This window comes from Pseudomonas sp. R62, assembly GCF_000257605.1.
Classification (GTDB): domain Bacteria; phylum Pseudomonadota; class Gammaproteobacteria; order Pseudomonadales; family Pseudomonadaceae; genus Aquipseudomonas; species Aquipseudomonas atacamensis.
On the sequence record NZ_JH635999.1, the window covers coordinates 609051 to 618889 of the forward strand.

Sequence of the window (9839 nt, forward strand, 5' to 3'; positions counted from 1 at the left end):
GACGTCGCCGGTGGATCAAGATCAAAAGCACTCGAGCTTGCGCTCATTGTTGAGTGGGGCGGCTTTGCCGCGGGCAGCTGCGCTGCTTTGTTTTTCTGTGGGAGTGAGCTTGCTCGCGATAGCTATCTCAGAGATACGAGTGTGCAGCGGATCTACCCTGATCCCTGTGGGAGCTTGCTTGCCAGCGATGGCGGCCTTCCAGCCGACCAGTCTCTGACGGGCATACCCAATTTCAACTGTGGGAGCGAGCCTGCTCGCGAAGGCGTTGGGTCAGTCAATACGTAAGTGGCTGAACGAACGCTTTCGCGAGCAGCTCGTTTTCACAATTTGTTTTGTGCTGTCCGCTGCTATGGGTACATCCTCAGTTCTGTTACTCGCGAATAAACGCCAACAAATCCGCATTGATGGTTTCAGCCTGCGTCGTCGGCATGCCATGCGGGAAGCCGGGATACGACTTCAGCGTGCCGTTGGGCAGCAGTTTCGCCGATAACGGTCCGGAGTTGGCGTAGGGCACGATCTGGTCATCCTCGCCGTGCATCACCAACACCGGCACGGTGACTTTTTTCAGGTCGTCGGTGAAGTCAGTTTGCGAGAACGCGACGATGCCGTCGTAGTGCGCCTTGGCGCCGCCGATCATGCCCTGGCGCCACCAGTTGGCGATGATTCCTTCAGCCGGCTCGGCGCCTGGGCGGTTGTAGCCGTAGAAGGGTCCGCTCGGCACATCGCGATAAAACTGCGCGCGATTCGCCGCCAACTGCGCTTGAAAGCCATCGAACACCGATTTCGGCAAACCGCCGGGGTTGCTTTCGGTCTGCACCATCAACGGTGGCACGGCGCTGATCAACACCGCTTTGCGGACCTTGTCCTGACCATGCCGGGCGATGTAATGGATCACTTCGCCGCCGCCGGTGGAATGGCCGACGTGCACCACGTTGCTCGTACCCAGATGATTGACCACCGCCAGCACATCGTCGGCGTAGTGATCCATGTCGTGGCCATCCCAGACCTGGCTGGAGCGCCCGTGTCCACGTCGATCATGGGCAATCACCCGAAAGCCCTGCGCGAGAAAGAACAGCATCTGCGCATCCCAGTCATCGGAACTGAGCGGCCAGCCGTGGTGGAAGTGGATCACCGGCGCGTCGCGCGGGCCCCAGTCCTTGTAGAAGATATCGACGCCGTCTTGAGTGGTGACAAAGCCCATATTCGTTACTCCTGACCTGTGATGGACAACCGCGAGGTACGCGGACCGTTTGCGCAGAGGTACGACGACTCGCTGCGAGCCGTTATCAACTGTAGGAGCAATGCCGGGGTCTGCATGACCGCTGGTCACAACGTCTGGCTTCAAGCGCAAATTAGGCTTTGCTGAAAGGGATAAGCGCGGGCGTCCGTAGGTTTTTGCGACCACAGCGACGCCCCTTCGCACCACCGTGAGCCTGAGGAAATCCGCCGATGCTGACCCTGAATATCAATGGCAAGGATCAGGAGCTCGATGTCCCCGCCGACATGCCGCTGCTCTGGGTTCTGCGCGATGTCGCGCACCTGACCGGGACCAAGTTCGGTTGTGGCATGGCCCAGTGCGGCGCCTGCACCGTGCACGTCGACGGCGCGCCATTACGTTCCTGTATCACTCCGGCGACTGCCGTCGCCCACGGGCAGAAAATCCTCACCATCGAGGGCTTGTCCAGTGATGGCTCGCACCCGGTGCAGCAGGCCTGGGCTGAGCTGGACGTGGTGCAGTGCGGTTACTGTCAGTCCGGGCAGATCATGTCCGCCGCCGCGTTGCTGGCGAAAATTCCCAAGCCCACCGACAGCGATATCGATCAGGCGCTCTCCGGCAATATCTGCCGCTGCGGCACCTATCCGCGCATTCGCGCAGCGGTCAAACGCGCCGCCGAAATCGGCTGAGTCATTCTCTGGGAGAGGAACGATGAACAGTCCCGTATCGCGTCGCGGGTTTCTCAAGGGCAGCGCCGTGCTGGGCGGCGGCTTGATGGTGGCGTTCGTGGTGCCCAGGGCCAATCGCTTTGCCCGGGCGGCAGAAAATCAGAACAAGACCTTCGCGCCCAACGCGTTCCTGCGCATCGCGGCGGACAACAGCGTCACCGTGCTGCTCGGCCATTCGGAAATGGGCCAGGGCATCTGGACCGGCCTGACCATGCTGATTGCCGAGGAACTGGACGCCGACTGGTCAAAAATCAGCGTGCAACACTCGCCAGCCTCAGCGGCAGATTACGGCTTGCCGGCGTTCGGCGGCATGCAGATCACCGGCGGCTCGACGTCGACCTGGATGGAATTCGACCGTTATCGACTGGCCGGGGCGACGGCTCGGCAGATGCTGGTGGAAGCGGCAGCGAAACGCTTCGACGTCGCGCCGTCGACGATCCGCACGGAGCCCGGCGTGGTCATCGCCGGGGACCAACGCGCGACCTACGGCGAACTGGCTGATGCCGCCGGGCAACTGCCGGTGCCGGATCCGAAAACCATCACTTTCAAGGAAGCCAAGGACTGGAAAGTCATCGGCAAACCGACCAAGCGCCTCGACACCCCGGAAAAGATCACCGGCCGCGCCAAGTTCGGCATGGACGTGCAGTTTGAAGGCCTGATGACCGCGATGGTCGCCCGCGCCCCGGTGTTCGGTGCCACGGTGAAATCCTTCGAAGGAGCCGCAGCGCTGGCGATTCCCGGCGTGCACAAGGTGCTGCAGGTACCCAGCGGCGTGGCGGTGGTGGCCGAGCATTTCTGGGCGGCGAAGCTGGGCCGTGATGCGCTCAAGGTTGACTGGGATCTCGGGGCGCTGGCCGACATGAGCAGTGAAAAACTGCTGGAGAGTTTCCGCAAACTGGCGGCGACGCCGGGCACTTCCGCCACGCAGGCCGGGGACGCCAAGGCCAATTTCGGCAAAGCCGCGAAGAAAATCGAGGTCGAATACAGCGTGCCGTATCTGGCCCACGCGCCGATGGAACCGCTCAATTGCACGGTAAAAATCAGCGCCGGCAAATGCGAGATCTGGACTGGTACGCAATTTCAGACGCTGGACCAAATGGTCGCCAGCAAGATCACCGGGCTCAAGCCCGAACAGGTCGAGATTCATACCGAATTCCTCGGCGGTGGTTTTGGTCGCCGCGCCAATCCGACCTCGGATTTCGTCGCCGAAGCCGTGCAAGTGGCGAAAGCGGCGGGCCTGCCGCTGAAAACCGTGTGGGCGCGCGAAGATGACATTCGCGGCGGCTACTACCGCTCGATGTATCTGCACAAGGCGCAGGTCGGGCTGGGCGCCGATGGTTTGCCGATGAGCTGGCAGCATGTGCTGGTCGGCCAGTCGATCATGGCCGGGACGATGCTTGAGGCGACGATGGTCAAGAACGGCATCGATGCCACCTCGGTCGAGGGCGTGGCTGACAGTCCGTACATCAAGGATCTGCCTCATCATCAGGTCGACCTGCATTCGCCGCAGACCGGCATCAATGTGTTGTGGCTGCGCTCGGTGGGCCATACCCACACGGGTTTCGTCATGGAATCGCTGATCGATGAACTGGCGACGGCGGCGGGCAAGGATCCGGTGGAGTACCGGCGAACGTTGCTAAAGGCGCACCCGCGCCACCTTGGCGTGCTCAATCTGGCGGTGGAGAAGGCCAACTGGGGCGCGCCGTTGCCGGACGGGCATGCTCTGGGCGTGGCGGTACACGAGTCGTTCGGCAGCTACGTGGCGCAAGTGGCGGAGGTGTCTCAGGACAATTTGGCGATCCGCGTGCATCGGGTGGTCTGCGCGGTGGACTGCGGCATTGCAGTGAATCCGCAGAGCATCGCCGCGCAGATGGAATCGTGCATCACCTTCGGTCTCGGCATGGCCTTGCACAGCAAACTCACCGTCAAGGACGGCGGCGTCGTGCAGTCCAACTATCACGATTATCAGGTGTTGCGGCTCAACGAAATGCCGGTGGTGGAAGTGCATATCGTCTCCAGCAGCGAGAAACCCGGCGGCATCGGTGAGCCCGGTGTGCCACCGACCGCGCCGGCCGTGGCCAACGCCGTGTTCGCCTTGACCGGGCAACGCCTGCGCGAACTGCCACTGCAACTGTCAGGGGTGTGAGATGAAACGACATCTTGTGTTGGGCACCGTCGTTTTGCTTGGTCTCGGTGGCTACGCCTCGGACCTGTTTGCCGAGGATCAGGAAGCTCTGAAAGCCTTTGGCACGGTGCAGAAAGTCTTTCAGAGCCCGCGCTGCCAGAACTGCCACATTCCCGGCGATTCGCCGTTGCAGTTCGACGCCGGCATCCCGCACGCGATGAATGTGGTGCGCGGCATGGACGGCAAGGGCGCCGCCGGTTTGCCCTGCGCGACCTGCCACGCCGAAAGCAACCCGCCGGCCAGTTACGGCCCTCATGCGCCGCCGGGTGCGCCGCACTGGAGCCTACCGCCGGCGGCGCACAAAATGGCCTGGATCGGCCTGCCCTCGGACAAGCTCTGCGCGATGATCAAGGACCGCGCGAGCAATGGCGACCGGGATTTCGCCGCGCTGTTAAAACACGTCAGCGAAGACAAATTGGTGCTCTGGGGCTGGAATCCCGGGGCAGGGCGCGCACCGGTGCCAGTGCCGCACGATATTTTCGTCGCGCAATTCAAACTCTGGGCCGATGCCGGCGGGCCGTGTCCGGTGGCGCAAATGTGAAGCCTCGGCGATTTAACGCTACGCTCAACGCATGACTGTCTACGGAGTGTGCGCATGCTGGTGCCCGGAAAACCTGCCAACGAAGCTTCCCGAATTGACGCGCTGCATGGCCTGAATCTCAATTCGGAGCCGGAGGAACGTTTCGATCGCCTGACGCGCCTGGCCAAGCGCCTGTTCAACGTGCCGATCGCCCTGGTCACGCTGGTCGACACGGATCGCCAGTGGTTCAAGTCCTGTGTAGGGCTGGATGTCAGCGAGACTTCGCGCGATGTGTCTTTCTGCGGCCATGCGATTCTGCAGAACGAGCTGATGCTGGTCCCCGATGCGCTGGAAGATCTGCGCTTCCATGACAACCCGCTGGTTACCGGAGCGCCGAATATTCGCTTTTACGCCGGGTACCCACTGAACGTGCCGGACGGTAACAAAATGGGCACCTTGTGCCTGATTGATACCAAACCTCGCCATCTCGATGACGAAGAGCGCGCGCTGCTGCGTGACCTCGCGGAGATGGCCGAGCAAGAGTTGATGGCGGTGCAGATGGCGAGCATGGATGAGTTGACGCTGCTGTCCAATCGCCGTGGTTTCAAGCAACTGGCCCAGCATGCACTGGATGCGTGCGCGCGCCTGAACCGGCCGGCGACGCTGCTGTTTTTTGACCTCAACGACTTCAAGCAGATCAACGATCTGTACGGCCATGCCGAAGGCGACAGTGCGCTGAAGACCTTTGCCGATGTGCTGCGCATTGCCTTTCGTGAAAGCGACGTGGTCGGACGCCTGGGCGGCGATGAGTTTGTCGCGTTGCTGACCGGCTCCAGCCACGTTGAAACCACGCGGATCATGGCGCGGCTCAAGGAAATCCTCGAAGAGCGCAACGCCACGCTGCACCGCGGTTACGCGATTCGCTTCAGCGTCGGCCAGATCGAATACGACCCCACGCGCCACGAAACCGTTGATCGGCTGCTCGCCGATGCGGATGGCGCGATGTATGCGCACAAGCAAGCTCTGAAAGGCTGCTAGCACCGCCACCATCGCTGGCGAGCCAGCTCCCACAGACTCGCTTGAATTCCGTGGGAGCGGGCTTGCCCGCGATGGCGGTGGGTCAGGCAATTTGATGCTGGCTGATCGAATGTCTTCGCGAGCAGGCTCGCTCCCACAGGTTTCGATGTCGCGGAGGATTTTTCAATTCAGCACCATCTCTGTGGGAGCGAGCCTGCTCGCGAAGGCGTCAGCCGATTCATCGCCGGATTCGCCAGTGCTCAGCGCTTGGGCGGGCTCAGCTTCTGGTAAAACGCCAGCCATTTCTCGTGACTGGCCGCGGCATCCTCGAGTTCGGGCATGCGCAACGCGTCTTGCAAGGCTTTCGCCTCATAAGCATCGAACAGATGCCGGACGGCGGTGCTGGCGATGGCGTTGACTCTGTTGGAGGCGAAGGTATCGGGCACGGCGGTGCGTGCCTGTTGCGCCAGTGGTGCGCCCTCAATATCGAGGCGAGTAATGAACGCCTTGCAGGTGGCGTTCAAGCGAGGCTGGGAGCCGTTTTTATAGGCTTCGGCGTCGACAGGCAGCGTTTTCGCCGCTTCTTTCGCCACAGAGGGTTTGAGTAATGCAAGGTCGATATCGCGACGCAGCACCACTTCATCTCTGCTGGTGAAAATCTCGAAGACTCTGGTTGGCCGCCCATGCAGCAGTGCCAATATGCCAAACGGCGCCGTGCCGGCCTTGGCAAGTTTGTCCGTGGCTGCCGATACTGGCCGCAGGGCGAGCAATTCCAGCGTGTTGTCTTCGAGGTCGAGCCGTTGCGCCAACGGCAACCGGCAGAAGGCTTCCTTGAGAATCGCGACATGCGCGTCCTTCATATGCTTGAGGCGCGCCGCCAGCGCTGCATGAAAAGCGCTTGCCACGTTGTTCAGTCTGGGCAGCGAGGCAATCATCGATGGCAGTTGCAATTGTGCATTGCTCGATTGCCATCCCTGCATGTCACCCGTTAGCTTGCCGGCAATGTGTAATTGGCTCAGGGAATAATGTGGCCCGGTTGTATCAGCGTCCGAGGCTGGAACAAACAGTGCCTTCTCTGTCAGGTGAGGGGAATCAGCGAAGATCTTGCGCAGATCCGCGAGGGCAATAGTGGCGGGGGTGGGCGGTGACGACTGGAAGGCCCGGCGGTAAAAATCGTAAATCAGACGATTGTGGTTGCGAAAGAGCAGATCGGCTTGCTTGAGCGTGGCGGCGTCATAGACCGTGACTTGAAAATCGGCATCGCGCTGGATCAGCCCTCGTGCAACCGCCCAGTCCACTACGACCGAGGCACACGGCTCCTCGCGCAGAAACTTGTAGAAATCAGCCGGCGCCGGGCCTTTCGTCAGCTCGCGCAATTGCTCGTAGGTCATCAAGCGCGCCGCGCCCGGCAGGCGTCTTTCGATATACAGCACGACCTGTTTCAACCTCACCCAGCGCAGGCAACTCATATAAGGCAGTGATCGAGGAATGCCCCGGATGAGGAACTCCGGCGAGATGCCGGACAATAACAGGTGGGTCGCCAATGTCTTGTTCTTGACCAGTGCGAGTTGGGGTTGCCGGTCGATGAACCGGCGCACTTCGTCATAACTGTCGCCCCAGAAATCACTGCCCTCCAGGCGCTGGGCGACGATTCGGTTTATGTCTTCACCGGCGCTCGGTTCCAGGCTGAGAATCAATGCAGCGAGCAACAGCCGTTCGCGGTTGGTGGCCAGAAGGCGTTTTTTGTGAGACGGCGCTCCGAGGTTCTTCACCAACTGGTTGCCCAGCGTCCGTGCGCGCGACGTGATCAGGATACGACTGATCAGGTAGTCGGCTTTTGCCTTGAGGGTATTGAGCGGCAGATCGGTGTCGACCCCTTCACTGAGGTAGTCGATCAGTGGCGGCGAGTCTTCTGGCAAAAAAGCCTGGGTGGTGTCGATGATGCTCTGACGTTGCTGCGCGGTGAACCGCTCGGTCTTCGTCCAGGGTTGACCCAGCAGATACCACTGATTCATGTGCCCGGGACGCATGTGCAGATTGATCTTGTCCCATTTCGCCAGGGACAGGGCTTGCTCCATAGTTTTTGGCAACGGTAGCTCGTAGAAACGCAACATTTGCCCGAGGGTGACTTTACCGCTCGAGCGCAGGGCGCCGCCGGCTTCGCCTGCCTGAGCTTTAAGCTGGTCGCGATGAAGTTTCAGATCGGAATGCTTTTCCACTTCAGTCGTCAGGTTGACCCAGCCTTTGGCGCTGGCCGTGCCGACATGACCGGACTCGGTCACCAGCAATGGACTGTCGGCGGGCAACCCGTGCTGTTGCAAGATGGCTTGAAAATCCGCATTGGAGCTGAATATCTGCAAGCGCTCCTGGCCCAGCGCCATCTGCACCGCGAGCGTGGAATCCGGATGGGGCTCGCTGAATTCCTCGTAATCGATTCTGGCTTTGGGTGCCTTGTTCCAGCTCAAATCTTCCAGGCGTCGCCCAATATGCCGGACGTCCTCCAGATCGCCGAAGTCTTCGCGATAGCTGCGGATGGGGGTGCCGGTCTGCACGTAGTCACTGACGTAGGGCAGCTCAGGCCAACTGTGCTGTCGCAGGCGTTGCGCAAGCGCTTTGGCTTGTCCCGCATCTTCCGGCAGCGCAAATTCATAGCGACGCAGCAGCTCGCCCAATTTCAGGCGCGGGCCTCTGACAGGAGCGGAAACAGAGGCCGAAGCAAGCGTTACCGGCGTATCGAGAAAGCCTCGTTGCTCGAACGGATCGCTCGCCAGCAACACCGCATCGATCCGATCGGCGATCGCCCGAAAGTCCTCCAGTTGCGCGTTGCGTTCCTTCACCACAGCCGACGTGCTGTGGCCGTTCTCATCGATGGCAGCCAGACCGGTTTTCTTCATTTCGGTGAGGATGACGCGGGCCTGAATCTGGTTTTGCGGTTCCGGATAACCGTAGAACGCCAGCACCACTTGCCGTGGAAAGCGATACAGCGGGTTGGCGGACTTGCCGCCGATATAGGGCAGGCCCAGCCCCGCAGGATCGATACGCTGGGAAATCGACAGCAGCATCGGCGCCATCTGCCACCAGCCAGAGTCGTCCTCCAGGGTGAAGGTGCGTACGTCGGAGGTGCCATTCGCTGGTGTGTGCGCTTGCAGAATGTCGCCTTTGATTTGCAAGGTATCCAGGTCGATGTGAAAACGACTGGCCCAGTCGAGAAACTCGGGGCGTTCGAGGGCGGTCCAGTAAAGCTCCATCCATTCGCGCAGCAGGCATGGACGAGGAACCTCCAGCGTGCGCGTCGGCGTGGCGGCGGTGACCACCGGTACGGCGGTCAATTCTGCGATGAGATTGTGGATCAGCGTCTGTTCATGTACCGGTGTGTCGTCCATCTGCGCCTCCCTGGCGGCTGATAAGCATCGAGCGCCGAGTATCAAAGGCAAGGCAGGGTGGTTGGCGGTACATATGTAGTTGGACGAGCTTTTCTGCAGGCATAAAAAAACCCGCCGGATCCCAGACTGTGTGAAAACGCACTGATGGTGGTTCCAGCAAACGCCCCGACTTGTTCGGGGTGTTTGCTTTTGTGCTCACAGCAGACGAAAAAAGGCGTTTCAGCCCATCAGCGCCATCATCTGGCGCACGCCCAACACGTTAATTGCTCTTTTCAGGTTGTAGGCGTTCACCGCCAAGGCCATTTCAGCTCTCGCGCCTTCAAGCTGTCGCAGCAAGAATCGAGCGTTACTAAATAACCACTGTTTAAGGTTGCCGAAGGGATGTTCGACGATGGATCGTCGGCTGACCATCATTTCGGGATGCGCCTGCATTCGCTGCTCCATTCGCTCGAAAGCCTGTTCGTGCAGATGGCGCGAGATGTATCGGCGTTTGGCGTCGGTGCACTTCGCTTTAATCGTGCAGCTTGCGCAGTCGCTGACCTTCGCTTGGTAGATCCGGCCTTTGTTGCTGATCTGCTTAAAGATCAGCCATTTTCCGGCAGGGCATTGATATCGATCTTGCGACGCATCGTAGGCAAATGCTGTTCGATCGAAAAATATCTGTTCCTTGCCGCAGGAGTTGAGTGATCGCGCCACAGGCACATAAGCCGTGATGTTCTCATCCTCACATGCCTGGAACTGCTTGCCATTGGAATAGCCCGCATTCGCGGTGACCGTCAGTTCATCCTGC

Annotated in this window: 8 protein-coding genes; 5 read left to right on the top strand and 3 right to left on the bottom strand. The window is 60.4% G+C overall.

Annotated features, from left to right (window positions below):
• Positions 1-285 (top strand): hypothetical protein (locus tag OQK_RS31540; protein ID WP_238537235.1); only part of this gene is annotated, 285 nt, incomplete at its 5' end.
• A gap of 85 nt (positions 286-370) precedes the next feature.
• Here the strand turns inward: OQK_RS31540 and OQK_RS21160 are convergent.
• The gene (locus tag OQK_RS21160) at positions 371-1201 is read right to left on the bottom strand and encodes an alpha/beta fold hydrolase (RefSeq protein ID WP_016774147.1); all 831 of its coding nucleotides are present in this window, start codon (positions 1199-1201) and stop codon (positions 371-373) included.
• Between the two features lie 248 nt (positions 1202-1449).
• Here OQK_RS21160 and OQK_RS21165 point away from each other — a divergent pair, with 248 nt between their 5' ends.
• Genes OQK_RS21165 through OQK_RS21180 form a run of 4 tightly spaced genes read left to right on the top strand, consistent with a single transcriptional unit; the run spans position 1450 to position 5687 of the window.
• The gene (locus OQK_RS21165; protein WP_007937751.1) at positions 1450-1905 is read left to right on the top strand and encodes a (2Fe-2S)-binding protein; all 456 of its coding nucleotides are present in this window, start codon (positions 1450-1452) and stop codon (positions 1903-1905) included.
• Positions 1906-1927: 22 nt separating this feature from the next.
• Complete coding sequence (locus OQK_RS21170; RefSeq protein ID WP_016774148.1) at positions 1928-4090, top strand: xanthine dehydrogenase family protein molybdopterin-binding subunit; 2163 nt, start codon at positions 1928-1930, stop codon at positions 4088-4090.
• A 1-nt stretch (position 4091) separates the two neighbouring features.
• On the top strand, positions 4092-4670 hold the full coding sequence (locus OQK_RS21175; RefSeq protein ID WP_016774149.1) for a hypothetical protein: 579 nt from the start codon (positions 4092-4094) through the stop codon (positions 4668-4670).
• Between the two features lie 54 nt (positions 4671-4724).
• The gene (locus OQK_RS21180; RefSeq protein ID WP_016774150.1) at positions 4725-5687 is read left to right on the top strand and encodes a sensor domain-containing diguanylate cyclase; all 963 of its coding nucleotides are present in this window, start codon (positions 4725-4727) and stop codon (positions 5685-5687) included.
• A gap of 239 nt (positions 5688-5926) precedes the next feature.
• Here the strand turns inward: OQK_RS21180 and OQK_RS21185 are convergent, their stop codons facing one another.
• The gene (locus OQK_RS21185; protein WP_162098738.1) at positions 5927-8626 is read right to left on the bottom strand and encodes a hypothetical protein; all 2700 of its coding nucleotides are present in this window, start codon (positions 8624-8626) and stop codon (positions 5927-5929) included.
• A gap of 642 nt (positions 8627-9268) precedes the next feature.
• A partial coding sequence (locus OQK_RS21190; RefSeq protein ID WP_157221961.1) for a transposase occupies positions 9269-9839 on the bottom strand: 571 nt, incomplete at its 5' end.